Consider the following 23,210-nt stretch of genomic DNA (forward strand, 5'->3'; position numbering starts at 1 on the left):
GCTCCTGGAAGCCGAGTGTTCGTTTGGATCGTTAGTCCAACACATTCCCGAGAAGGTGCTGGTCACTATAAACGTGTTCTTTTAACGCTTTGTATCGTTGGTCATTATCCAGCGTATTCTCCATAATCATTTCAGCCGCATCTTTTCTTGCGGTTTCGAGAGCCCGATAATCATGAACCATGTCACCGACTTTAAATTCAGGAAGACCGCTTTGTTTTTTGCCGAAAAAGTCACCAGGACCACGAAGCTTCAAATCTTGTTCGGATAATTCAAAGCCATCATTCGTTTCGGTCATTATTCTCATCCGTTCTTTTCCTACGTCTCCCTTGGGATCACCCAATAGAATACAGTAACTTTGATCAGCACCACGCCCTACCCGTCCTCTCAGTTGGTGGAGTTGGGATAGGCCGAATCTTTGTGCATCATAAATGACCATAACCGTTGCATTCGGGACGTTCACCCCTACCTCGACAACCGTTGTGGAGACGAGAATTTTCAGCTCGTTTACAGCAAACTGCTGCATAACGCTCTCTTTTTCTTCGTTATGGAGACGACCATGCATCAACCCGACTGATGTGGAAGGCTCAAAAACAGCGCTAAGCTGATCATAGAGGTCGATGGCATTTTGAATATCAAGTTGGTCCGACTCTTCGATTAATGGACAAATGACGTAAGCCTGGTGTCCCTGGTCGATCTCTTTCTGGATGAAACTTAAAACACGGTTGGTCATTTCCCCTTTGACCCAATACGTATCTACAGGTTTTCTTCCTGCTGGCATTTCATCAATAACACTTACATCCATATCTCCGAATGCCGTAATCGCAAGTGTTCTTGGGATAGGTGTAGCCGTCATGAATAAGACATCAGGGGAAAGACCTTTATCCCGTAATGATCTGCGCTGTTCAACCCCAAATCGGTGCTGCTCATCAACGATGACGAAGCCAAGATTCTTAAAAACGACCTCGTCCTGAATGAGCGCATGGGTGCCGACCAAGATATCGATTTCTTCCTGCTCAACGGCTTCAAGAATTTCTCTTCTCCGCTTTCCTTTTATAGATCCTGTCAGCAAAGCAACTTTAGCACGTCCTTCAAACATTTCTTTCAAGGAATGGTAATGTTGTTCTGCCAGAATTTCTGTCGGAACCATGAGAGCCCCCTGATGACCTGCAGTAATCGATGCGTAAAGAGCAATCGCGGCAACCGCTGTCTTCCCTGATCCAACGTCCCCTTGCAGCAGACGGTTCATTCTGTGCGGACTTTTCATGTCATTCAAAATTTCTGCCAGCGACCGTTTCTGAGCAGAAGTCAATTCGAATGGCAGCGACTGAACAAATGCCGTCAACTGATCGTTGTCATACATTTGGCCAATCCCTGTTGTCGATTCTCGGTTATGTTTCCTTAACAGCTGCATTTTCAATTGAAACAGAAGAAACTCTTCATAAATAAAGCGACGCTTGGCATGCTTCAACATAACCCTGGTCTCAGGATAATGCATTTGGTTCAATGCTTGAGAACGGTCAGGAAGTTTGTATGCAAGAGCCAGATCTTCTGGAAGAATGTCAGGAATATCTGCACTGTAATCATCAAGAGCGTTTTTGATCACTTTCCTTAATGTATTGAGGTTGACTCCTTCTTTTAACGTGTACACAGGCTGGATAGGTTCCTGACTTTTCGATTCTCCTTTTTTAAACTGACTGACCGTTATTTGGAGTCTCTGCTGATCCCATTTCCCTGTTACTGTAACCGTATCCCCCTGATTCAACTGTTTCTTAGCAAAAGCACGATTAAACATGACAGCTTTTACCGCAAACTGATCGACTTGAAGGGTAAAAGTCAGCCTTGATTTTTTCCTGCCATAAAAGCTTAAAGCTGGTTCAGAGACGATCTCGCCTTCAATAGTTGCCTTCTCATTATGCGTGAGTTCAGTAAGAGGTTTCACTTCATAGGTGTCATAACGGTGCGGAAAGTAGAATAACAGATCCTCCACCGTAAAGAGTCCAAGCTCATTCAATTGTGATTGTAGTTTGTCTCCTACTCCTTTAACTTCACTGATCGATTGCTGCAACACGTCATTCACTCTTTCTTCAACGATATTCCATACACTTTGGCTTCCAATTCACGTCCTGTTGGTGTAGCCGCAAGTCCACCTTGCGCCGTTTCCCTGAACGCTGAAGGCATGCGCTGCCCGACTTTGTACATCGCATCAATTACTTCATCACAAGGAATTCGACTCGTCACACCTGCAAGAGCCATATCCGCAGCTACGACTGCGTTCGAGGAACCCATAGCATTCCTCTTCACGCAAGGCACTTCTACGAGACCTGCAACAGGATCACAAATGAGCCCGAGCATATTCTTCAACGTAATAGCCATCGCTTCGGCAGATTGTGAAGGGGTACCCCCAGCCATTTCAACGATTGCAGCGGCAGCCATTCCAGCCGCTGACCCGACTTCTGCCTGGCAGCCTCCCGCAGCTCCTGAAATAGAAGCGTTATTAGCTACAACAAACCCGAAGGCACCTGAAGTAAACAGGTAACGAACCATCTGCTCCCGTGTAGGGTTCAATTGATTTTTTACAGCAAAGAGTGTCCCTGGTACACAACCGGCACTTCCTGCAGTAGGAGTAGCACAGATGGTCCCCATGGCTGCGTTCACCTCATTGGTTGCCACCGCTTTACTGACGGCATCCATAAGAAGATTTCCGGATAACGGGGTATGGTTTTTCATATAGTTTTGGATGAGTACCGCATCTCCCCCAGTCAAACCACTGTGTGACTTAACTCCCTTCAAACCATCTTCTATCGCTTTTTCCATTACATCAAGATTTCTTTCCATTTGAGAGAACACTTGCTCCCTCGTTAGTTGTTTTACTTCCATCTCCTGACGAATCATAACTTCAGAGATTTGGATATTTTCACTTTCTGCTAATTCTACGAGTTCAGCTACATTTCTAAACATGTGAGCTCTCCTTTCTTTATTTAATCTGATATTTTAGCTACTTGTGTAATGTGATCTGCTCGTTCAAGTTCATCTAGGATCGAATCATCAATGTTCTGATCCACTTCGATGACCATCAAGGCTTGTTCCCCTTGTGCTTTACGGGACACTTCCATGCGTCCGATATTGATTTGGTTTTTCGCTAATATAGCTGTTGCCGAGGCAATTGCACCGTAACGATCATTGTGAATAAGAAGAATTGCCGGGTGACTTCCAGATAAGCGGAGTTCAAAACCATTCAATTCCGTGATTTCCGCTTTTCCTCCCCCGATTGAGATTCCGACTAACTCGAGCTCTCCATCATCATCACCAATTTTAACTCTTGCCGTGTTGGGATGATCCGTATGGGCATCTTCTTCGTGAAATCTTATCTTCATGCCATTTTTCCGAGCTGTAACGAGTGATTGACTGATTCGTTCATCATACGTATCGTAATCTAGCAATCCACCAATGATGGCTACATCAGTGCCGTGACCTTTATATGTTTTCGCAAAGGATCCATACAAATGAATATGGGCATATTTTGGTTCCCTGCCAAATAAGTGACGTGCGGCACGCCCGATTCTGGCCGCTCCTGCGGTGTGTGAACTGGATGGTCCAATCATGATGGGACCGATAATATCGAATACTGAACGATATTTCATGAGAATCACCTTCCCTTTTCATCTATATATAAAGAAAGAAAACGCTTTCTACTATATTATAATCCTTTTATATCTTAACACAAACTGTTGTTCTACACCTCATTTTTTACAAAAAGCGAACAAATCAGGTTGATAGATTGACGATTTACGAGTAAAATAAACGTTTGTGGGTTACTCGGTAACCGGGCGGGAGAGGGATAAATTTCATAGAGGAGATTCAAATGCTCAATCAGCATCATCAAAAAGTGAGCTGGAAGAAAGAAGGATTGGCTGGGTTAATCGGTTATTTCACGACCGTCTACATCGTGGCCGTAAACAGTCAAATCCTTCATAGTGCAGGTCTGCCGCTTGAGAGCGGCATGATTGCAACGATTCTTGCCAGTGCACTCGGCTGTTTGATCATGGCCATATACGCCAATGCGCCTATGGTTCTCATTCCAGGAATGGGTGTCAACGCTCTATTCGCTTACTCCATCGTTGAAGGATCGGGGATGACTTTTCAAGAAGGGCTGGCTGTTGTATTCGTAGCCTCCCTCATCTTTCTAGTCACAGCTTTTACCAAACTTGGTGACTGGCTGAAACATGCCATTCCCGCTTCCCTGAAACATGCGATTACGGTTGGTCTTGGATTGTTTTTGACGTTGATCGGATTAGAAAAAGGCGGCCTTGTTGTAAGAGGAGAACATTCTTTGATTACTCTCGGCAACCCTTCTTCTGCGATTGTCATCACAAGTATCCTCACCTTGTTTATTGGGATTTTCCTTTTCACAAGAAATGTTCCCGGTAACTTCTTGGTGACGATGATTGCAGGGACCATGATCGCTCATTTCACAGGAGTATTGGGTGAACGCGGAGATTCTCTCGCACTCAGCGAACAATCCTGGGTTTTCATGCCGGACTTCACAAGTGTGACCGGCTTCGGGTTCTGGATGGCTGTTTTCCCGCTTGCAATCGTTCTTATTTTTGAGAATATGGGACTCATCCACGGACAATTGGATATGCTGGATCAACAAAGCAAATTCAAAAAGTCCTATCAGGCCTCTGCCTTTTCAGCATTAAGTACGGGATTCCTCGGTACATCACCGACGGTTTCTTCTGCTGAGAGTGCAGCTGTCATTGCATCCGGAGGAAAGTCAGGACGAGCAGCACTAACGATGGCTGTCTTATTCATTGGCACCATCTTTTTGATTCCTTGGATTTCCATGGTTCCATCTACCGCTATCGCACCGATCCTCATCATCGTCGGAGCGCTGATGGTACAGAATATTAAGGAAATCCCACTGGATCAATTATCTGAAGCGATGCCAGCCTTTCTGATTATCGTGATGATTCCATTCACCTACTCCATCGCTGATGGAATGGCTTTTGGATTTATCGCTTACCCGATCGTAAAGTTCGCCATCGGAAAGCAAAGAGAACTAACTACGCCAGTCGTACTCATTGCCATGGTCTTTCTCATTGAATTTATCATGCGCTCGCTTGGTCATTAATTTATCTGCAGCGCAATTATGCTCTGTACCCTTAATTGGGTACAAAAAGCAAATAAATCCCGTACATCCATGATGTACGGGATTTATTGTATTCTCCAGCGTAAAACAATGGTTAGCTGACAACATTCTACTTGTTGGTTGCTTGCAGACAAATGAATTTTCATCTGGTCGGGATTATATTCCGCTTGAAAGGGAGACTCCACACCAGAGCTTCGAATCAACGTGTTTACTTTTGATTGATCCGACTCTTGAGCAGCCCCCATTATATCATTGGCAAAATCATGAGAATTGCTGATTCTTCCCACTACTTTCCTGGCATCATCCATCAACTTTTCCATCTCTGAGGCAGACTGAACAAACATATCCTCATCAACTTCCGGATATAACCGGATAGAACGACGTTGATGATCATGATAGTAAACAGTTGGATATACGAAAGGGACATAGCACGGAACCCATACGACATACATATAAAAACCCCCCGGGCCCTTTAGAACATTTCCTCCTCTTATAAACTATTATTAAATATATGTACCCCACATCATTTCAGAAGCTTCAAATCTCCTCCCCTTCCTGTAACGCTCCCTTTATTGTAAAACTCTGCTTCGAGATAACCGGGGTTCGTTTACTGCATCGAGTGGTTTCAAGACACTTATATGGCCATGGGGCTCAGCGAAACGGTGAGACTCCTATAGGACGTGTAGGACAGGTTAGACCTCACAAAACGAAGTCCGAGGAGGCTCACCGCCCGCCCCTTGGAAAACGAACGGTTTCCCGGAGCCCCTAAACGCACCCCATCTCGAAATCGTTTTTTTACAAAATCCTGCCATTTAACTTAATAACGATACAATAATGGATAAAAAAGTCATCTAAAAAGCGCCCAGAAATTCTGGACGCTTTTTACTATGTGCGAGGTTATTGATCATCTACATCTATGACCTTGATTGTAGAGTTATGCTTTGGAAATACGATCGTAAGAACGCCACCTTTAAAGGATGCACTGCTTGCTGTCTCCGCCACGGCAAAGGGAAGGGTCACCACGCGTTCTCTTTGGCTTAATGAATGAGAACGGTGGTAATAATGAGCCTCTTCATTCTTCACTTCTCTTAGTTGCCGTTCATCCACGCGGATTCGAAGCTGATTCCCAGATCGATCTATGCGTATTTGCTCTCGCGACACATTAGGAAGGTAAGCTTCGACAGTAACATCTCGATCTGTTTCGAACACTTCCACAGGGATTGTGGTCTGTTGAAAAAAGTCATGGACGTGCTTAATCGATTCGTCAAAGAACGAGTCGAACGCCTTGACGATGTCACGAAAACTCTTGTCAAACAAATCCGGCAGTTGTTTATGTTTATCATCCATACCTTTGCACCTCTTTTTGCATAAAGTCTGCCCTACACTTTATGCACGGCGCTCGGTTTGGTGAACATTTCACTTATGAATGAAAATCTTGACCTGAAGTTACAGGCTGGATGTACCCTTTGCGTATAACAAAATCTCCAAACCTTTCATCATCTTCCCGTTTTATGTACACTTCTCTCATTTTCCGGGTGTACCTTGATTGTTATTTTTCCGAATAGAGATCACCTTCGGTTTAAGCTGTTGGGAAAGCAAGCATAAAAAACGCAGCCCTAGGGCTGCGTTTCGACACGAATTATTCGATTGAAAAGATATAGGAATATATCGGCTGTCCACCATTGTGGATTTCCACTTCCAAATCTTCGTATGTTTCTTCAATGAATGACTCAAGTTCTGCAATCTCTTTATCGTCGGCTTCTTCACCAGTCAAGATGGTCAGAATTTCATCTTCATCTTCGTCTATCATTTGGTTCAACAACGTTTTAGCCGTCGTCAAAGCATTTTTGTCTGTGGCTGAGATTTTACCATCGGCAATTCCCATGAAGTGGCCTTTGGAAATATCCAACCCATCAATTTGCGTATCTCTGACGGCATACGTGATTTGTCCTGTTTTCACTTCAGACATAAGGCTGAGCATTTCTTCTTTATTCGCATCAAGATCTGCTTCCGGGTTGAACCCAAGAAGTGCGCTCATTCCTTGAGGGATGGTTTTCGATGGAATGACAGCAACCTCTACCTCCGCTAATTCTGCCGCTTGTTCAGCAGCCATGACGATATTCTTGTTATTCGGCAAGATGAGCACACGTTTCGCATGTGCTTCTTTAATCGCTTCTGAAAGATCTTGAGTACTTGGGTTCATGGTTTGACCACCCTGGATGACAACAGTAGCGCCAAGACTTTCGAACAGCTTTTTGATTCCGTCTCCCATGCTCACTGTTACAATTCCGTACTCCGCTTTTTCCTCTGACTTGGGCTTGGCCTTCTTTTTGTCCCCAACGATTGAAGTATGCTGCTCACGCATATTCTCAATCTTCATGTTGATTAGACTTCCGTATCTTTGCCCCAAGGTCATAGCTTCACCTGGATATTCCACGTGCACATGGACTTTGATCAAGTCTTCATCAGAAACGACAAGTAGAGAATCACCCATTTCACTAAGCTCATTACGGAAGGCTTCTTCATCATATGGATGTTCGGCAAGTTTATCTTCTTCAAATTTGACCATGAATTCTGTGCAATAGCCAAATTCAATATCCTCCGTATTCATGAAGTCCTGATTTAACTTGTGGTGTTCAGCATTGACCATGTCATCCATCGATACTGTTTCCTCAAGATCAGGAAGTTCCTCCCCTTTTAGATTGGCCAGGAAACCTTCATAAATCGTGACGAGACCTTGTCCTCCACTATCCACAACCCCTACTTCCTTCAATACAGGAAGCAGCTCAGGTGTGTGCTTCAAGGATTTTTTAGCTGCTTGAACGACTCCTTCGATGAACGGAATGAAGTCTTCCTCCTTTTCAGCAATCTCGACAGATGCTTCAGCAGCCTCTCTCGCTACAGTAAGAATGGTTCCTTCCACAGGCTTCATGACAGCTTTATATGCTGTTTTGGCCCCACCTTGAAGAGCGTCTGAAAAGTCCTTGGTTGTAATGACTTCTTTGTCTTCAATCGTCTTCGCAAAGCCACGGAAAATTTGGGAAAGAATAACCCCTGAGTTTCCTCGGGCTCCCATTAAGAGACCTTTGGATAAAGATTGGGCCACTGTTCCTACATGATTCTGGTCCACGTTCCGCACTTCTTCAGCTCCAGAAGTCATGGATAGATTCATATTTGTCCCCGTATCTCCATCCGGTACAGGGAAAACATTCAAAGCATCAATCATCTGAGAGTTCTGCTTTAAATGATGCGCTCCTTGCAAGATCATTTCGGCAAGCGTCTTGCCGTCTAACTTTTGTAACGTCACACTTACTTCCTCCTTTGACTACAACCGCGATCTATTCGGTCGTCACACGAACTCCCTGAATGAAGATATTCACAGAATCCACAGACAAACCAACTGTTTTGTTTAGTGTGTATTTTACTTGTGATTGGACGTTGTGAGCGACTTCGGAAATCTTCGTCCCGTAGCTCACAATAATGTACATGTCTATATGGAGGCGATCTTCATCCTGTCTGACAACGACTCCTCTGGAAAAATTCTCTTTTCGGAGCATTTCAGATAAACCGTCACGGATCTGATTTTTAGATGCCATACCGACGATGCCGTAGCACTCAACAGCGGCTCCTCCAGCAATCGTTGAAATGACTTCATTGCTAATAGTAATATGACCATATTGGTTATTTAAATCAACAGACATAATAGATCCTCCTTTATAATCCTCTTCAATCCTACCCTATTATAACACAAAAATGTGAAATGAATTTCTGTTCAATGGTAAGAAAATGACCTGGATATCCCTACTATACTGTGTAACAATTCATAAGTTCTGTCAAGAAAAAATTCTTGATATAATTCTGACTAGATTATTGCAAACACGTATTCTATATGATAAAGTTACTAAGTATCTGATGATTTATGTATGTAACAGGAGGGATTTTCATGGCACGCAGAAGTGTTCTATCTGGTAAAGGTACACGCTCAGGTAACCACCGTTCACACGCGATGAACGCTAATAAACGTAAATTCAAAGCTAATGTTCAAAAAGTTCGCATCCTTGTGGATGGCAAGCCTCAAAAAGTTTACGTAACAGCACGTGAACTTAAGTCCGGCAAAGTACAACGCGTATAATTGCTGACACAGAGCTTATAAGCTCACAAAAAAAGCACCCTTTCCGGGTGCTTTTTTTATTTGCTAAGATAAATTAACGGGCGATTTTGGTGCTCTCCGGAGCTCAGCCCATGTGTACTCCGGAGCTCTCCACTTTGATTTGGTCCTAATCTTTTTTAAATGTACTTATGACTGCGCGCACTAAACCCCCGACGAACCTTGGGAGTTTGATGGTATAAAATTTCAAAAGAGCCCCCTCCTCCTATATGAACTAATGCGAACTCCCTTATAACCCTCATGTAGGCAAGTCTGTACTTCTTATTACTAAGAGTATGCCTGACTCAAATGAAAAAGTACCTGTATCTTCAATCAGTCGGTTTGAGATGCACAGGGTGGATCCAAATGGCAGATAAGCGCGATCCAAAGGGTAGTAGAACCCTTCGAGGGTAATATCCGTCACTTCCAGCGTCACTGGCAAGAAAGAAACATATGGATAACATTCATCCGCTTCCATCTTATGCTCACCAGCTGAGACTAATTCCACCCGATTCTGTCGATCAATGATCGCACTTTTTACATTTTCCTTCATGAGGGGGTAAAGAAGCTGCATGTTCGCCTGAGAATGATCGATCCGACCACCGGTCACTCCGAATAATAGAATATGCCCCGCCTTTAAACGGAGTGCTTCATTTATAGCTAATTCCAAATCCGTTTCATCCTTTTCATCTGGATAAACAAAGACGTGTTTGGATTTCTTTTTTATTTCAGCCAGTGATCTTTCTGATACAGAATCAAAATCTCCAATGGCGATGTCGGGAGCCACTCCCTGCTCGACGAGAACTTCTGCTCCTTGATCGGCCCCGATCCAAATGCATTCATCACATGCATATGCTTTTAAATCCGGTATGTAAGACTTCGGTCCGCCACCGACAACAATAACTCTCTTCATTTCCATAACATCCTCCCTGTACCTTTCACCATAAAAAAATAAATCCTTCACTATTCACGATAAGCTCCCTGTGGAAGACTCAATTTCAAGATGTTTCGGGCTTCATTTGCCATAAGGAGATTCAGGGGTGGTCGGGAAGATACTCGCTTTCCTGTGGGGGAGCGCCGCGCTCCCGCGGAAAGCGAGTGATTCCCCGCAGCCCCCATCCACTCAACAAAAGTCTCGAAATCAAGTCTTTCACAATCCTGTTATCTATTACAATAGGACGGTTTCTTCTATTGTAAAATGTAACTTATTTCTGAACTGGATGCCAATAATAAAAAAGAAAATAAAAAACTCAAAGGATCGAGGCCCTTTGAGCGTTTCATTTATTGTGCCGCTTGTCTAATTTCTTCCATCGCTTTTTTACGATCTTCTTGGTTAAAGATGGCGCTGCCAGCCACAAGCACATCCGCTCCAGCGTCTGTGCAAAGTTTAGCTGTATCAACTTTCACTCCACCATCTATTTCGATTTCGAAGGAAAGTCCTTCTTCTTCCCTCCACTGGGAGATTTGTTCAATTTTTGGTACGACCGACTGAATAAATGATTGCCCCCCAAATCCTGGGTTAACCGTCATCAAGAGGACAAGATCGACATCCTGGAGAATCGGCCGAATGGCTTCCGCTGGAGTTGCTGGATTGATGACGACTCCTGCTTTTACCCCATGGCTTTTGATCAATTGAATCGTTCTATGGAGGTGTGGACATGCTTCCTGATGAACGGTGATGATATCAGATCCTGCTTTGGCAAAAGCTTCAATATATTGATCTGGATTTTCGATCATTAAATGGACATCAAGAGGCAAGTCGGTTACCGGACGAATGTGGTCCACAATTAGTGGGCCGATTGTAATATTAGGAACAAAATGTCCGTCCATGACGTCTACGTGGATATAATCCGCTCCTCCACGTTCGACATCCTTGATTTCTTCTCCAAGCTTTGAAAAATCAGAAGCTAGAATGGATGGTGCAATTTTTGTCATGTTTAATACCTCGGCTTTCTATTCTGTATTTCATTTAAAAATTGTAGATAATGCTCGTACCGCTGATCGGAAATCTCCCCATTATCTACGGCCTTTTTGACCGCGCACTTCGGCTCTTTGTTGTGCAAACAACCTCGGAATTTACATTCATTCTGTACTTCTACGAACTCAGGGAAACACTCAGGCAGTTGATCAAGTTCCAATTCGCCGAATTCCAATGAACTAAAACCAGGGGTATCTGCTACAAGCCCGCCTGCTATTTCATAAAGTTCCACATGACGTGTTGTATGTTTTCCACGGCCCAGACTCTCAGAGATTTCATCGGTATCAATAGAGAGTCTTGGATCGATGGAATTAAGCAAGGACGATTTACCGACACCGGACTGACCGGCAATCACCGTTGTACGCCCAGCCAGGTGAGATTCAATTTGATCCATAGATTCTGTATCGTCTACAGCTGATAAAATAACGGGGTAGCCGATTTTTTCATACAAGGATTTGTAGCTTTCCATCACTTCCATTTGTTGTTCATCCAATTGGTCCACCTTGGAAATGACAATAAAAGGCTCAATCCTCTTTTCTTCCACAAGGACGAGAAAGCGATCCAGTAATAAAGCATTGAAATCCGGGTGAACAGCAGAAGTGACGATTAACGCCTGATCAACATTCGATATTGGAGGCCTGACCAACTCATTCTTTCTGTTTTCAATGGATAAGATGTAACCTTCTTCTTTATTTTCCGCCTTGAACTCTACGAGATCACCAACTAAAGGGGTGACTTTCTTCTTACGAAAGTTGCCCCGTCCACGACATTGGTAGATCTCCCCTTCACAAAGGACATAATAGAACCCGCTCAATGATTTAATAATTTTTCCTACTGGCATCTTTTCACCTCTTAATACGGTACTTCCACTTCTTCTTGATAGACTTCTCCGTCCCTCATTACCCGGTAGGTGGCTACTTCTCCCGGTTCAATGGTTAAAGTAATTTCAAACGTTTTCGTCTCGGTAATCGTTTCACTGATCACTGGAGTACTTCCGTTTCGATTAGCATCATTGACATAAATCAATACTTCCTGACCCTCGGTTTCCGGCTGCTCTCCTTCTTGCTCGCCATCCCCTTGGCCTTCTTCCTCATTCGTTGCCGGTTCATACGGAACTTCAATAGAAACGGTCTCATCTCTAGGAGGTTTTGGCTCAGGTCCTCTAGAAATGACTAAGTTTACGGTCGACCCTTGCTCTACTTCTGTTTGAGCAGCAGGATCCTGTCTAATCACATAGCCTTCTCTTACCTCTTCGGAGAATTCACGTGTCACTTCAAATTTCAATTTATTTCTTTGCAGGTAATCTGTGGCAAACTTCTCATTCGCTTCCACTAAACTCGGAAGTTGAACTTTAGCCACTCCAGAACTGACACGGAAGGTTACCGTGGTCTCATCTGGAATGACACTCGTACCAGGGCTTGGACTTACATGGGAAATAATTTCTCCTGCTGAATGTTCCTCGCTTGTCTGTTCGATTAAATCGACACCACTATATCCCTTACTCTCCAGCTCTTCTTTTACTTGTTCGTAATCATCACCGCTGTAATCAGGGAAATCCACACGTTCTTTTCCGTTGCTAAGATATACGGTAACCTCGGAACCTTCCTTCACTGTCATCCCAGCTTCAGGGTCTGTTTCAATGACATCTCCCTCTTCCACCTCATCAGAAAAACGCGTTTCTCTTGTCACACTAAGGTTCAAGTCACTGAGTTCACTATATGCCGTCTCATACTCTTCTCCTGCAAGATCAGGAATCTCCACATCCGCCGGCTGGATGATCCCAGGGATTGTGAATAAGGCTACGGCTCCCCCAATGACTAATAAAAGAATAACCGTAAGGATCCAGGGCCACACTTTTCGCTTTTTCTTTTGTTTCTTCTCGTCAGCCTGAGGAGCTGCAGGAGGTGTCTCCTTATAGGTTTTAGTCGGTGATGCAGGCGTAGGGCTGACAGGCTTATGATCACTGGTATTGATGATCGTATCTTCTTCGGTTGAATTCCCGTATGCTTCATTTGTAATCACTGGGATGGCTTTGGTCTTTTCTTCATCACCATCATCGGGTAAAGTAAATACCGGTTCATTTGCGCGGTATGGTTCAAGAGAAGTTTCAATCTCATGCTCCATCTCCAATACCGATTCGTACCTATGAAAAGGATCTTTGGCCGTTGATTTCAAAACAATATTCTCAACACTTTGAGGCAGATCCGCATTCCATCTTTTCAAGGAAGGTGTTTCATGCTGAAGATGCTTTAAAGCGATCGAGACAGGAGATTCTCCGGAAAAAGGGAGCCTGCCTGTCAGTAATTCGAAAAAAACAATACCGAGCGAATAGACGTCTGATTTTTTTGTTGCCATCCCGCCCCGCGCTTGTTCAGGGGATAGATAATGAACAGAACCAAGCACAGAGTTGGTCTGAGTCAACGCCGTCGCACTGAGGGCCATAGCAATTCCGAAATCCGTCACTTTCACATGACCATAATGATCAATAAGAATGTTCTGCGGTTTAATATCCCTATGAACGATTCCATTATCATGCGCATGAGCGATTGCGGATGCAATCTGCCTCATAATATCCACCGCTTCAGACACATCGATTGGACTATGTTGTTGAATGTACTGCTTTAACGTCATTCCATCGACGTACTCCATCACCATAAAATAAATGTCGTCTTCCTCCCCGACATCATAAATGTTGACGATATTCGGATGAGAAAGACTCGTAGCTGATTGTGCCTCTCTATGAAAGCGAGCAATAAACTCTTCATCATTTCCATGTTCGAGTCGCAGTACTTTAATGGCGACATCCCTGTCCAGAATCGTGTCATGAGCAAGGTAGACATTCGCCATACCGCCGCCACCGATCATCTCTTGTACACGATAACGGTCATTAAGGAGACGGTTATTCAACATTATTCCGCACCTTCTTTCTGGTCGGAAGAAGGATGATGATGGACGACTGCAAGCGTAATATTGTCTTCCCCTCCACGCTCATTCGCAAGATCGATCATCTGCTTCGTAAATGACGACCATTCCCCTTCAAATGTTTTCAATTCACTTAATTCCTCATCACTAACCTTATTGGTTAAGCCATCTGTGCACAATAGAAGGCGGTCATCTTCCTCGAATTCCATTGTTTTCACATCGGCCGTCAATTCAAATTCTGTCCCAAGCGCTTTTAACAATACATTTTTCCTGGGATGATGCTCGGCCTGTTCTTCGGTAATCTGTCCGGAACGCACAAGTTCGTTCACGAGAGAATGGTCCTCAGTGATCACTTTAAAGCCGTAGTCATTAGCAAAATAGCACCTGCTGTCTCCAATATGACCGATCGTCGCAAATTCATTTGTACACAAAGCTACGACAACTGTCGTTCCCATCCCTGCACATTCTTCATGTTCATTGGCATAGGCTTTGATTTCATTGTTCGCAGAGAGGACCGCTTCTTTGATCCAATTTTCAGCTTGATCAGGAGTTTCTATAAGATTGGCTTCCTGCCATTTTTTATGTATGTGTGAGGTCGTCATCTGACTGGCAATATCACCGGCCTGATGCCCACCCATCCCGTCGGCTACGATGGCAAGGACCTGGCCTGCATCGTTTTTAAAAACCCCGCCGGCATCCTCATTATGAATTCTGACTTTCCCTTGATCTGTTTCGTAATAACCTATCATGGTCTCACCTGCCTCATATTTATAACTTAGATAAAACATGGGTGCTCATTCTTAGGTGGTATCTTACACTCTACTTTAAAGGGTAGGAATCCGAGTATTGGAATCAGATTCTACCCCCTGGAATTCATTCATTTTGAGATTCTTTACTTTTTATACAACCGGGTTAAGAAAAATCCATCTGTATCCCAATCTTGAGGGAAAAGCTGAAGACCTATTTCGGTAAGACCCTGCGATTCCTGAAGGGCTTCTGGAAGCTCCTTAAAGAAAGCTGGATCTACTTCAAAGTCCGGATTCTCTTTCAAGAAATGCTTGACGGCTTCCTCATTTTCATGACGGTCCACCGTGCATGTACTATAGACAATCTTGCCTCCAGGCTTTAGGAGTGGCGCAACTTCTCTCAATAAATCATCCTGAATCTTTCTTAGGGAGAAGATATCTTCTTCTTTTTTATGGTATTTTATATCTGGTTTTCCACGTAAAACTCCAAGACCGGAACAAGGAGCATCGAGTAAGATGCGGTCAAAAGTGCCCGGCGTGTGCTTTTCTCCAAGCTTTCTTGAGTCTGCCTGACTGGCGGTAATGGATGTGAGCTGCAGCTGTTCAGCCTTTTTGCTTACCAGTTTCGCTTTTTTCTCATGCAAGTCATAAGCGACGACTTCTCCCTCATCCTCCATCTTTTCAGCGATATGGGTGGTTTTACCTCCAGGTGCGCTACAGGCATCCAGCACCGACAATCCCCTTTCAAGATCCATCATTTCCGCTACAAGCATAGAACTCTGATCTTGAACGGTTACATACCCTTCTTGGAAAAGGGAATGGGAGAGAATTGCCCCTTCAAGAACAAGGAAGCCTTGAGGGGAGAGAGCGCTCTCTTCCACTCTGTATCCATCTTCCTGAAGCTGCTTCATCGCCTCTTCACGTGAAATTCTAAGCGGCTGTACTCTCAGCGACATAGGGAGGTGTTGATTGTTCGCTTCACACATCTCTTTTGTCGTTTCCATGCCATACTGATCAACCCAGCGGTTTACAAGCCATTGAGGATGACTGGTTTCAATCGCCATTCGCTCTACTGGATCTTCGATTTTATCTAGGCTCTGAACACCTTTGCGCTGGACGTTTCGAAGTACGCCATTCATAAATGAAGAAATCCCTTTATGTCCGCGCTTCTTAGAGATTTCCACGGCTTCATGGATAATGGCATGGTCCGGTACTCTTTCAAGAAAGACCATCTGATATACCGACATATAAAGCAGCCAACGGACCCATGGCTTTATTTTCTTCTGCTTGGCAATGTAAGGCTGAATGGAATAGTCGATCAAATCCCGGCGTTGAAGTGTACCGTAGACAATTTCCGTTAACAATGCACCATCCTGACGGGAAAGTTTTTGCTTAGAGATTTCCCTGTCTAATAAAACGTGACTGAATCCACCCTGCTCACCAATTCGAGTAAGAAGATCCAGGGCTGACTCTCTTAATGCATACTTAGTCATGCGTCTCACCCAGGCGTTCGCCGACCTGTAAGGACTGACCAGCACCATTAATAAACGCCTGTCCGTCCATTTTTTTCTTTCCAGAAGGTTGGAGGGAAACAACCTTTACGGCTTGGTTTCCACCTGTGGTTACAAGAAAACCATCTTCATCGATTCTTACAACTGTCCCAGGGGCTTCCTCAAATGTATCTTCCATTTTTTCAATCCACCAGACCTTCATCGGCTTGCCGTTCCAGTAAGTATAAGCGACCGGCCAAGGATGAAGACCACGTACATGATTATAGACCGTTTGTTGCTCTTTGCTCCAATCAATAAGCTCCTGCTCCCTTTTGATATTGGAAGCGAATGTGACTTTGGATTCATCCTGCTCCTCAGGCGTAATATCTCCGCTCAATAACTTCGGCAGCGTGTCCGCTAACAAGTCCGCTCCGGCGACGGAAAGTTTATCATGAAGCGTTCCTACATGATCATCGTCTTCGATCGGCACCGTCACTTTTGAAAGCATATCCCCTGCATCCAGACGTTTAACCATATACATGATGGTGACTCCTGTCTCCTGCTTACCTTCAAGGATGCTGTAATGGATGGGTGCACCACCTCGGAATTCAGGCAGTAAGGATGCATGGACATTAATACATCCATGTTTCGGCTTTTTGAGTAAAGCTTCTGGTAAAATTTGACCGAAGGCAGCGGTTACGATCAAGTCGGGATCGTAAGCAAGAACTTCTTGATATTCTTCTTTGATTTTTTCTGGTTGAAATACCGGGATCCCGTGCTTCTCCGCTGCTACTTTGACTGGAGGAGGGGTCATCGTTTTCTTTCTCCCTTTCGGTCTGTCCGGTTGTGTAATAACGAGGACAACCTCATACCCCTCTTCAATGATGCGGTCAAGGACAGGTACGGCGAAGTCCGGTGTCCCCATAAATGCGATTCGTGTCATGACTTTGTTGCTCCCTTCTTGCTTACATCAACTGATACGGTTGGAAATCCACCGTAATCTGCAAACCATTTTCTTGTTTCATTTCATCTTCATAATAGTGCAATATCCGTTCAACGAATTTTCGCTGCTCAGGTTCCTTCTTGTATTTTATCATGCATTGATAGCGATATCTATTATTGATCCTGGTGAGCGCAGAAGGAGTAGGTCCGAGCACATAAGATTGATCGGAAAGCTTCTGCTGCATGAACATGGTGATTTTCTGTGTCACTTCCTGCACTTTCAATTGATTAGGGTGTGAAATGGTGAAAAGTGTCAAGAAAAAGTACGGAGGATAGCGGAACGCTTTCCTCAATTTCATTTCTTCATTGAAAAATTGCTCATAATCATACTGGCTGGCAAGTTCAATACTATAATGCTCCGGTGTGTACGTTTGGACAACGACTTCTCCGGGCTTCTCATGTCTTCCTGCCCTTCCGCTTACCTGGGTGAGCAATTGGAACGTTTTTTCTGACGCACGGAAATCAGGCAGGTTGAGAAGGGCATCAGCGGCAAGAACACCAACAAGGGTCACGTTTCCGAAGTCCAGACCTTTAGCGATCATCTGCGTGCCGAGCAGGATATCCGCTTGTCCTTCTCCAAACTTTTTAAGCAGCCGTTCGTGAGCACCTTTTCTTCTTGTTGTATCGACGTCCATGCGAATCACACGTGCTTCCGGGATCAACTCCTGAAGAGCCTCTTCCACTTTTTGTGTCCCTGTACCGAAATAACGGATGGTTTTGCTCTCACATTCCGGACATTCGGTCGGCATGGGTTCTTCATGAGAACAATAGTGGCATTTCAGACGGTTCTGCCTTTTGTGATACGTAAGTGCGATGTCGCAGTGTGGGCATTCACTCACGTGACCACAGTCCCTGCACATGACGAAGGTCGAATAGCCGCGTCTATTTAGAAAAAGAACGACCTGCTCCCCACGGGCAAGCCTTTCTTCAATTTTCTCCTTCAGCGCGATTGAAAACATGGAACGGTTGCCACTATGAAGTTCTTCTCTCATATCAACGAGATCCACCGCCGGCATGACTGCCTCATTCATACGCTTTTTCATCGTCAACAGCTGATAATTGCCTTTGACAGCTCTGGCATAACTTTCGAGTGCTGGTGTAGCACTCCCTAAAACGACCGGACATTGATGGGTTTTTCCCCTTTCAATGGCCACGTCTCTCGCATGATAACGTGTCCGGTCCTCCTGCTTGTAACTTGTTTCATGTTCTTCATCAATAATGATCAAGCCGATGTTCGTAAACGGAGCGAAAATAGCAGACCTTGCTCCGACCACGACCTGGACTTCCTTGCGCTGAATCTTCCGCCATTCATCGTACTTTTCCCCCGCTGATAAAGCACTATGAAGGACGGCGACCTTTGAGCCGAACCTCCCTTTAAAGCGTTCAACCATTTGCGGAGTCAAAGCAATTTCAGGTACAAGCATGATGGCTTCCTCGTCTTTATCAATGACTTCCTGGATCGACTGCAAATACACTTCCGTTTTGCCGCTTCCCGTCACCCCATGAAGAAGAAAAACATCATGGGCATTTTCCTCAATGGTCTTAAGGATTGGCTGTATGGCTGTTTCCTGTTCTACTGTCAGTGGAAAAGGTTGCGTACGTTCGAAGTCCCGATCCCCATATGGATCTCTGAAAACTTCCTGCTTGAATTCGCGGATGAACCCCTGTTCGATGAGCGGTTTTAATGAGGCGGGGGTGGTGGATAGAATATCCAAAAGCCTCTTCTTCTCCACCGCTTCCGGGTACTCCAGAAAATACTCGACAATGGTCCGCTGCTTTTTGGCTTGTGGGGAGAGATCTTCAAGCTTCTCCTCTAATTCCATCGGATTTAAATGGGGCTCGACCATCGTCATCGTCTTCTTCGTTTCCCGGCTTTTCACTTCATAATGGACATCGACTTCTCCATCATTCATGTGCTTCCGGAGGGTATGATACCCGATGCCTGATTTCTCGAATTCCTCAAAATCTACAACCGCACGTCCGTCAAATAGAGGATCGAGATCAGATCCAAGGGGTTCTTCCGTCAGCTTCCACAGCTCTTTTCGATATTTGGCTTTCATCACTTGAGGAAGCATGACTTGAAGACAGGAGATGTAATAGCTCAGCGTATTTTTAGATAACCATTTCCCGAGTTGTAGAAGTTCTTCAGTCAACGTTGGGATCACATCAAGGACATCCGTGATTTTCTTTACGGAAGAGAAAGAACTTGTTTCTGAAAGTGACACGACATACCCTAAAATTTTGCGTGGCCCGAATGGCACGATGACACGTACCCCCGGTTGAACAATCCCATCGAACTTTTCAGGTATTTCATAATCAAAAGGACGGTTCGTATTTTGTGAGGGTACATCAACGATTACGTTTGCAATCAAAGGTTCTCACTCTCCATCTCCCCACTGGCCACCATGAGAATGTTTTTAGCGAGCTCGTCTTTGCTCATTAATGGATACGTCATCTCTTCTCCTTTTTTAGTAATAAACAAGGAGGCGTTCGTGTCCGTGCCAAATCCTGAACCCTCTTCAGATACATTATTGATGACAATGGCATCGAGGTTCTTTTTAGCCAGCTTCTCTCTTCCATACTTCTCCACATCTGTCGTTTCTGCAGCAAAGCCGATTAAGTATTGATGTTCTTTGCGATCTCCCAGCTCCATGAGAATATCTTTCGTCCGCTCCATCTCGACCACATAGTCCCCGGTTTTCTTCTTCATCTTTTGATCATAAGTGATTTTCGGACGGTAATCGGCTACCGCTGCCGACTTGATGACAAGGTCTTGATCGGGATAAGCTTTCAAGACTTCCTCATACATTTCCTGAGCAGTTGTAATTTGGATCACATGCACGCCAACGGGAGGGTCCAAAGCTACCTGACCAGAAACGAGAGTCACGTCAGCGCCAAGCTGCTTAGCTTTTTTCGCTAGCGCATACCCCATTTTGCCCGTCGATGGATTTGTGAAATAACGTACTGGATCGATCTGTTCACGTGTAGGGCCGGCTGTTATGAGTACTTTTTTTCCTTTAAGTGGTTGAGGGCGTTGATATTCTTTCCTAAGCACTTCAACAATGGTCTCGGGCTCCTCCAAGCGTCCTTTTCCTACATACCCGCAGGCAAGGTAACCTTCACCAGGCTCGATGAAGCGGAAGCCCCATGCATCGAGCTGTTTTAAATTTTTCAACACAGCCGGATGACTGTACATATGGACATTCATTGCTGGAGCGATATAAACAGGTGCCTCGGTCGCAAGTAAGGTCGTCGAGAGCATATCATCAGCGAGACCGCTCGCGAGCTTTCCGATCACATTTGCAGTCGCAGGGGCGATTAAGAAGAGGTCCGCCCAGTCAGCGACATCAATGTGCTGGATTTGAGAAGAATCTTGTTCATCAAAGGTATCGGTATATACAGGCTGTCTGGACAATGCCTGAAAAGTAGTCGGGGATACAAAATTCTGCGCGCTGTCTGTCATGATTACTTTAACAACAGCCCCGGCTTGAACGAGTTTGCTTGTTAAAGCGGCTGCTTTGTAGGCGGCGATTCCACCTGATACTCCTAAGACGATCTTTTTTCCATTCAACATCTGATAGCCCCCTGTACTTGAAAAATGTTGTCACTAAAACACGTAGGAAAAGCCGCGCTGATTCAATGAAGAAGCGCGGCTTTTCCTACGTTGTTTCGATGTTCTTATGTGGTTTCCGTTCGTTCTTGGATTTCATCCGCTTCAATATAGTTCAATTTGCCATCGCGGATCTCTTCAAGCGCTACACCGACTTGCTGATGGGAAGTCGGATGATCGATCATCGGCGCGCTTCCTTGTTTCAATTCACGCGCTCTTCTCGCAGATAGTGTGACAAGCGTGTATTTGGATTTGATTTGTTTCTGTAGGGAATCAATGGACGGTTCTAACATCATGATTATTCATCCTCCAATGCTTTTTTATATTGATGGGCGACACGTTCACGTTTGCAGTGCTCACTGGCAACGATCGATTTCACTTTCGTCACAGCATTGTCAATCTGATCGTTCACGACGACATAATCATACGCATCCATCATATCAATTTCTTCTTTCGCTGCTTTCAAGCGGTTTTTCACTTTGTCTTCCGTTTCCGTGCCACGGTTGACAATACGATCCTTCAATTCTTCCAAAGAAGGTGGAATCAAAAATACGAACACGCCTTCAGGGAAGTTCTCCCTTACTTTGAGTGCTCCCTGAACTTCAATTTCCAAAAAGACATCTTTGCCTTCGTTCAATGTCTGCTCCACGTATTGACGGGGGGTACCATAATAGTTTCCCACATATTCCGCATGTTCAATCAATTGGCCTTCACTGATTAATTTCTCAAATTCATCTCTTGATTTAAAAAAGTAATCGACCCCGTCCACTTCGCCTTCCCTTGGATCACGAGTGGTCATGGATATGGAATAGCGCAAATCTGTCGACTGCTCAAATAATGCTTTACGTACCGTTCCTTTTCCGACACCTGATGGGCCGGAAAGGATGAATAAAATACCTTTCTGATCAATCACTGCAAAAAGTCCTCCTAGTTTTCATCTGAGATCTCGTCGTTACTGATGACACGCTGCCCGACGGTTTCCGGCTGGACGGCTGAAAGGACGACATGATCACTATCTGTAATGATGACCGCACGCGTACGGCGACCATATGTAGCATCTACTAATTTATTATTGTCACGGGCGACCGTGATGATACGTTTGATCGGAGCGGATTCAGGCGAAACAATAGAAATAATACGATTCGCAGATACGACGTTTCCAAAACCGATATTGATTAATTTCAAGCTCAAAGCTGACTCCTCCTTCTTCTGACCAAGCACTTTCATGACTACCTCTATTATATGAAAAAACTAGGCATAAACACAATTGTTATTCAACATTTTGTACTTGTTCTTTCATCTTTTCAATCTCGCTTTTCAAATTCACAACCATTTCCGTCATTTTGCCGTCATTGGATTTCGACCCGATCGTATTCACTTCACGGTGCATTTCCTGCACAATAAAATCCAGTCTTCTTCCAACAGGCTCATCTATGGAAAGGGTGCTTTCAAATTGAGTGAAGTGGGACTGTAGTCTTGTCAACTCTTCGGTGACGTCCCCTTTCTCTGCAAGCAAAGCGACTTCCTGGAGGATTTTTGTTTCATCGGGGCGGAGTTGCTCTTTGGTGTATTCTTCTACGCGGGTCCGAATCCTCTCTTTATACTCATCGATTAACATCGGCCGCCTTTCGTCCAGGCTGTTCAACCATGACCGGACTTTAGCGATGCGTTTTTCAAGATCATCGTGTAACTCGTGACCTTCCTTCGTCCGCATCTCAACCAATTGTCTAACAGCGTCATCCATGGCTTCTAATAAAGCCACTTTCCACTCATCTGAATCGTTTTCCATCTCTTTTTCCGAAAAAACATGGTCTAACTTGGATACCATATCAATAGAAATATCCCCCGTCAACTCATAACGGCGCTGAATATCCTTCAAGCGTGTAATATATTGATCCACCATTTCCCAATTCACATCGATTTTCTTTTCAACCAAATCTTCTCCTACAAGGGATACAAAAATATCGATGCGCCCCCTGTATAACCGGCCTTTGACGACTTGTTTCAGACGTTCTTCCAAAAACATCAAGGCGGGGGGCATCTTGAACGTCATATCCAGAAAACGATGATTCACCGATCGGATTTCTACATGGATCTTTGTTTCGTTGACTTCCACCGTACTTTTCCCATACCCTGTCATACTTTTAATCATTACGATCATCACCT

General features: G+C 44.5%; 23 protein-coding genes. 2 read left to right on the forward strand and 21 right to left on the reverse strand.

Going from position 1 to position 23,210, the window contains the following annotated elements:
- Nucleotides 1-31: 31 nt before the first annotated feature.
- The 3 genes from recG to sdaAB are packed head-to-tail and all read right to left on the reverse strand — an operon-like array spanning nucleotide 32 to nucleotide 3,641.
- Complete coding sequence (gene recG, locus HFA01_RS11985; protein ID WP_146816540.1) at nucleotides 32-2,068, reverse strand: ATP-dependent DNA helicase RecG; 2,037 nt, start codon at nucleotides 2,066-2,068, stop codon at nucleotides 32-34.
- Between the two features lie 5 nt (nucleotides 2,069-2,073).
- Nucleotides 2,074-2,958: an L-serine ammonia-lyase, iron-sulfur-dependent, subunit alpha gene (gene sdaAA, locus HFA01_RS11990; protein WP_089652453.1), complete on the reverse strand. Its 885-nt coding sequence runs from the start codon at nucleotides 2,956-2,958 to the stop codon at nucleotides 2,074-2,076.
- A 20-nt stretch (nucleotides 2,959-2,978) separates the two neighbouring features.
- A complete protein-coding gene (gene sdaAB / locus HFA01_RS11995) occupies nucleotides 2,979-3,641 on the reverse strand; it encodes an L-serine ammonia-lyase, iron-sulfur-dependent subunit beta (RefSeq protein ID WP_146816542.1) in 663 nt (220 codons plus the stop codon).
- A 221-nt stretch (nucleotides 3,642-3,862) separates the two neighbouring features.
- Between sdaAB and HFA01_RS12000 the strand changes: the two genes are divergently transcribed.
- Nucleotides 3,863-5,131, forward strand: a complete 1,269-nt coding sequence (locus HFA01_RS12000) for an NCS2 family permease (RefSeq protein ID WP_146816544.1) — start codon at nucleotides 3,863-3,865, stop codon at nucleotides 5,129-5,131.
- 83 nt (nucleotides 5,132-5,214) lie between these two features.
- Here the strand turns inward: HFA01_RS12000 and HFA01_RS12005 are convergent, their stop codons facing one another.
- From HFA01_RS12005 to HFA01_RS12020, 4 genes are all read right to left on the reverse strand, one after another.
- A complete protein-coding gene (locus HFA01_RS12005) occupies nucleotides 5,215-5,601 on the reverse strand; it encodes a YuzC family spore coat inner layer protein (RefSeq protein ID WP_146816546.1) in 387 nt (128 codons plus the stop codon).
- Between the two features lie 445 nt (nucleotides 5,602-6,046).
- Entirely contained in the window at nucleotides 6,047-6,496 is a 450-nt protein-coding gene (locus tag HFA01_RS12010; protein ID WP_146816548.1) for an Hsp20/alpha crystallin family protein, read from the reverse strand.
- Nucleotides 6,497-6,788: 292 nt separating this feature from the next.
- Complete coding sequence (locus HFA01_RS12015) at nucleotides 6,789-8,456, reverse strand: DAK2 domain-containing protein (RefSeq protein WP_146816550.1); 1,668 nt, start codon at nucleotides 8,454-8,456, stop codon at nucleotides 6,789-6,791.
- Nucleotides 8,457-8,487: 31 nt separating this feature from the next.
- Nucleotides 8,488-8,850 (reverse strand): Asp23/Gls24 family envelope stress response protein, encoded by a 363-nt coding sequence (locus HFA01_RS12020; RefSeq protein ID WP_089654647.1) that lies wholly within the window; start codon nucleotides 8,848-8,850, stop codon nucleotides 8,488-8,490.
- Nucleotides 8,851-9,092: 242 nt separating this feature from the next.
- Here HFA01_RS12020 and rpmB point away from each other — a divergent pair, with 242 nt between their 5' ends.
- On the forward strand, nucleotides 9,093-9,281 hold the full coding sequence (gene rpmB, locus HFA01_RS12025; protein ID WP_035505437.1) for a 50S ribosomal protein L28: 189 nt from the start codon (nucleotides 9,093-9,095) through the stop codon (nucleotides 9,279-9,281).
- Nucleotides 9,282-9,426: 145 nt separating this feature from the next.
- Here the strand turns inward: rpmB and spoVM are convergent, their stop codons facing one another.
- From spoVM to HFA01_RS12095, 14 genes are all read right to left on the reverse strand, one after another.
- A complete protein-coding gene (gene spoVM, locus HFA01_RS12030) occupies nucleotides 9,427-9,507 on the reverse strand; it encodes a stage V sporulation protein SpoVM (protein WP_035505439.1) in 81 nt (26 codons plus the stop codon).
- Nucleotides 9,508-9,555: 48 nt separating this feature from the next.
- Nucleotides 9,556-10,215 (reverse strand): thiamine diphosphokinase, encoded by a 660-nt coding sequence (locus tag HFA01_RS12035; protein ID WP_246139324.1) that lies wholly within the window; start codon nucleotides 10,213-10,215, stop codon nucleotides 9,556-9,558.
- A 362-nt stretch (nucleotides 10,216-10,577) separates the two neighbouring features.
- Nucleotides 10,578-11,231, reverse strand: coding sequence for a ribulose-phosphate 3-epimerase (gene rpe / locus HFA01_RS12040; RefSeq protein ID WP_146816552.1), 654 nt, complete (start codon nucleotides 11,229-11,231; stop codon nucleotides 10,578-10,580).
- Between the two features lie 2 nt (nucleotides 11,232-11,233).
- Complete coding sequence (gene rsgA / locus HFA01_RS12045) at nucleotides 11,234-12,115, reverse strand: ribosome small subunit-dependent GTPase A (RefSeq protein ID WP_146816554.1); 882 nt, start codon at nucleotides 12,113-12,115, stop codon at nucleotides 11,234-11,236.
- Nucleotides 12,116-12,126: 11 nt separating this feature from the next.
- The gene (gene pknB, locus HFA01_RS12050; RefSeq protein WP_146816556.1) at nucleotides 12,127-14,184 is read right to left on the reverse strand and encodes a Stk1 family PASTA domain-containing Ser/Thr kinase; all 2,058 of its coding nucleotides are present in this window, start codon (nucleotides 14,182-14,184) and stop codon (nucleotides 12,127-12,129) included.
- Nucleotides 14,184-14,945 (reverse strand): Stp1/IreP family PP2C-type Ser/Thr phosphatase, encoded by a 762-nt coding sequence (locus HFA01_RS12055; RefSeq protein ID WP_146816558.1) that lies wholly within the window; start codon nucleotides 14,943-14,945, stop codon nucleotides 14,184-14,186. The genes pknB and HFA01_RS12055 overlap by 1 nt, the downstream gene beginning before the upstream one ends.
- A gap of 143 nt (nucleotides 14,946-15,088) precedes the next feature.
- Nucleotides 15,089-16,435, reverse strand: a complete 1,347-nt coding sequence (rsmB, locus tag HFA01_RS12060; protein WP_146816560.1) for a 16S rRNA (cytosine(967)-C(5))-methyltransferase RsmB — start codon at nucleotides 16,433-16,435, stop codon at nucleotides 15,089-15,091.
- Nucleotides 16,428-17,375, reverse strand: a complete 948-nt coding sequence (fmt, locus tag HFA01_RS12065; RefSeq protein ID WP_146816562.1) for a methionyl-tRNA formyltransferase — start codon at nucleotides 17,373-17,375, stop codon at nucleotides 16,428-16,430. Before fmt ends, rsmB begins: the two co-directional genes overlap by 8 nt.
- A 22-nt stretch (nucleotides 17,376-17,397) precedes the next feature.
- Nucleotides 17,398-19,806 carry a primosomal protein N' gene (gene priA / locus HFA01_RS12070; protein WP_146816564.1) on the reverse strand — a complete coding sequence of 803 codons (2,409 nt, stop codon included), beginning with the start codon at nucleotides 19,804-19,806 and terminating at the stop codon, nucleotides 17,398-17,400.
- Nucleotides 19,803-21,008, reverse strand: a complete 1,206-nt coding sequence (gene coaBC / locus HFA01_RS12075) for a bifunctional phosphopantothenoylcysteine decarboxylase/phosphopantothenate--cysteine ligase CoaBC (protein WP_146816566.1) — start codon at nucleotides 21,006-21,008, stop codon at nucleotides 19,803-19,805. The genes priA and coaBC overlap by 4 nt, the downstream gene beginning before the upstream one ends.
- Before the next feature lie 104 nt (nucleotides 21,009-21,112).
- Nucleotides 21,113-21,340, reverse strand: a complete 228-nt coding sequence (gene rpoZ, locus HFA01_RS12080; protein ID WP_146816568.1) for a DNA-directed RNA polymerase subunit omega — start codon at nucleotides 21,338-21,340, stop codon at nucleotides 21,113-21,115.
- Nucleotides 21,341-21,342: 2 nt separating this feature from the next.
- A complete protein-coding gene (gene gmk, locus HFA01_RS12085; protein WP_089654637.1) occupies nucleotides 21,343-21,957 on the reverse strand; it encodes a guanylate kinase in 615 nt (204 codons plus the stop codon).
- A gap of 14 nt (nucleotides 21,958-21,971) precedes the next feature.
- Nucleotides 21,972-22,235 carry an extracellular matrix/biofilm regulator RemA gene (gene remA, locus HFA01_RS12090; RefSeq protein WP_027954142.1) on the reverse strand — a complete coding sequence of 88 codons (264 nt, stop codon included), beginning with the start codon at nucleotides 22,233-22,235 and terminating at the stop codon, nucleotides 21,972-21,974.
- Nucleotides 22,236-22,314: 79 nt separating this feature from the next.
- Complete coding sequence (locus HFA01_RS12095) at nucleotides 22,315-23,196, reverse strand: YicC/YloC family endoribonuclease (RefSeq protein ID WP_146816570.1); 882 nt, start codon at nucleotides 23,194-23,196, stop codon at nucleotides 22,315-22,317.
- Between the last annotated feature and the right edge of the window lie 14 nt (nucleotides 23,197-23,210).

The organism is Halobacillus faecis, from assembly GCF_007991335.1.
GTDB classification, from domain to species: domain Bacteria; phylum Bacillota; class Bacilli; order Bacillales; family Halobacillaceae; genus Halobacillus; species Halobacillus faecis.

What these genes read in the sequence shown, in the direction of transcription:
- sdaAA (WP_089652453.1), bottom strand. Translation starts at nt 2,958, where the DNA reads ATGTTTAGAAATGTAGCTGAACTCGTAGAATTAGCAGAAAGTGAAAAT.
- sdaAB (WP_146816542.1), bottom strand. Translation starts at nt 3,641, where the DNA reads ATGAAATATCGTTCAGTATTCGATATTATCGGTCCCATCATGATTGGA.
- HFA01_RS12000 (WP_146816544.1), top strand. Translation starts at nt 3,863, where the DNA reads ATGCTCAATCAGCATCATCAAAAAGTGAGCTGGAAGAAAGAAGGATTG.
- HFA01_RS12005 (WP_146816546.1), bottom strand. Translation starts at nt 5,601, where the DNA reads ATGTATGTCGTATGGGTTCCGTGCTATGTCCCTTTCGTATATCCAACT.
- HFA01_RS12010 (WP_146816548.1), bottom strand. Translation starts at nt 6,496, where the DNA reads ATGGATGATAAACATAAACAACTGCCGGATTTGTTTGACAAGAGTTTT.
- HFA01_RS12020 (WP_089654647.1), bottom strand. Translation starts at nt 8,850, where the DNA reads ATGTCTGTTGATTTAAATAACCAATATGGTCATATTACTATTAGCAAT.
- rpmB (WP_035505437.1), top strand. Translation starts at nt 9,093, where the DNA reads ATGGCACGCAGAAGTGTTCTATCTGGTAAAGGTACACGCTCAGGTAAC.
- HFA01_RS12035 (WP_246139324.1), bottom strand. Translation starts at nt 10,215, where the DNA reads ATGGAAATGAAGAGAGTTATTGTTGTCGGTGGCGGACCGAAGTCTTAC.
- rpe (WP_146816552.1), bottom strand. Translation starts at nt 11,231, where the DNA reads ATGACAAAAATTGCACCATCCATTCTAGCTTCTGATTTTTCAAAGCTT.
- rsgA (WP_146816554.1), bottom strand. Translation starts at nt 12,115, where the DNA reads ATGCCAGTAGGAAAAATTATTAAATCATTGAGCGGGTTCTATTATGTC.
- pknB (WP_146816556.1), bottom strand. Translation starts at nt 14,184, where the DNA reads ATGTTGAATAACCGTCTCCTTAATGACCGTTATCGTGTACAAGAGATG.
- HFA01_RS12055 (WP_146816558.1), bottom strand. Translation starts at nt 14,945, where the DNA reads ATGATAGGTTATTACGAAACAGATCAAGGGAAAGTCAGAATTCATAAT.
- rsmB (WP_146816560.1), bottom strand. Translation starts at nt 16,435, where the DNA reads ATGACTAAGTATGCATTAAGAGAGTCAGCCCTGGATCTTCTTACTCGA.
- fmt (WP_146816562.1), bottom strand. Translation starts at nt 17,375, where the DNA reads ATGACACGAATCGCATTTATGGGGACACCGGACTTCGCCGTACCTGTC.
- coaBC (WP_146816566.1), bottom strand. Translation starts at nt 21,008, where the DNA reads ATGTTGAATGGAAAAAAGATCGTCTTAGGAGTATCAGGTGGAATCGCC.
- rpoZ (WP_146816568.1), bottom strand. Translation starts at nt 21,340, where the DNA reads ATGATGTTAGAACCGTCCATTGATTCCCTACAGAAACAAATCAAATCC.
- HFA01_RS12095 (WP_146816570.1), bottom strand. Translation starts at nt 23,196, where the DNA reads ATGATTAAAAGTATGACAGGGTATGGGAAAAGTACGGTGGAAGTCAAC.